The sequence below is a fragment of the Alloyangia mangrovi genome (genome assembly GCF_002300555.2).
GTDB classification, from domain to species: domain Bacteria; phylum Pseudomonadota; class Alphaproteobacteria; order Rhodobacterales; family Rhodobacteraceae; genus Salipiger; species Salipiger mangrovi.
The window spans coordinates 1-382 of sequence record NZ_NTHN02000160.1; the positions used below are offsets into that span (position 1 = coordinate 1).

Consider the following 382-nt stretch of genomic DNA (forward strand, 5'->3'; position numbering starts at 1 on the left):
CCGGCCGGCCTTGCGCTCGAGCACCGGCATCAGCCGCTGCGCGAGGGCCGTGTCGCCCTCGTCCATGTGGATCGTGGCGGTGAGCTGGCCCTCGAAGCCCTTGGCAAGCCTCTCCATCTCGTCCGGACCCGAGACCCGCACCACGAGCCCGAGCGGGCCGAAGACCTCCTCGCCAAGCGCATGATCCTGCAGGTAATTCGCCGCATCCGTCTCGAAGAGGTTGGGCAGCGCTTCGCGGCCCTCGCTGTCGGTGGTCAGCACCGGCTTGACGGCATTGCGGCCATCGAAGCGCGATTTACCGTCCTTATACGCTTGCGCGATACCATTGGTGAGCATGCATTGGGCGGACGCGCCCTTCAGCGCCTCGGCGGCGGCGGCGACA

The 382-nt window shown here is 67.8% G+C and carries 1 pseudogene; it reads right to left on the reverse strand.

Annotated features, from left to right (window positions below):
* Positions 1-382 (reverse strand): annotated as a pseudogene (locus CLG85_RS27230) (aldehyde dehydrogenase (NADP(+))); the annotation flags it as partial.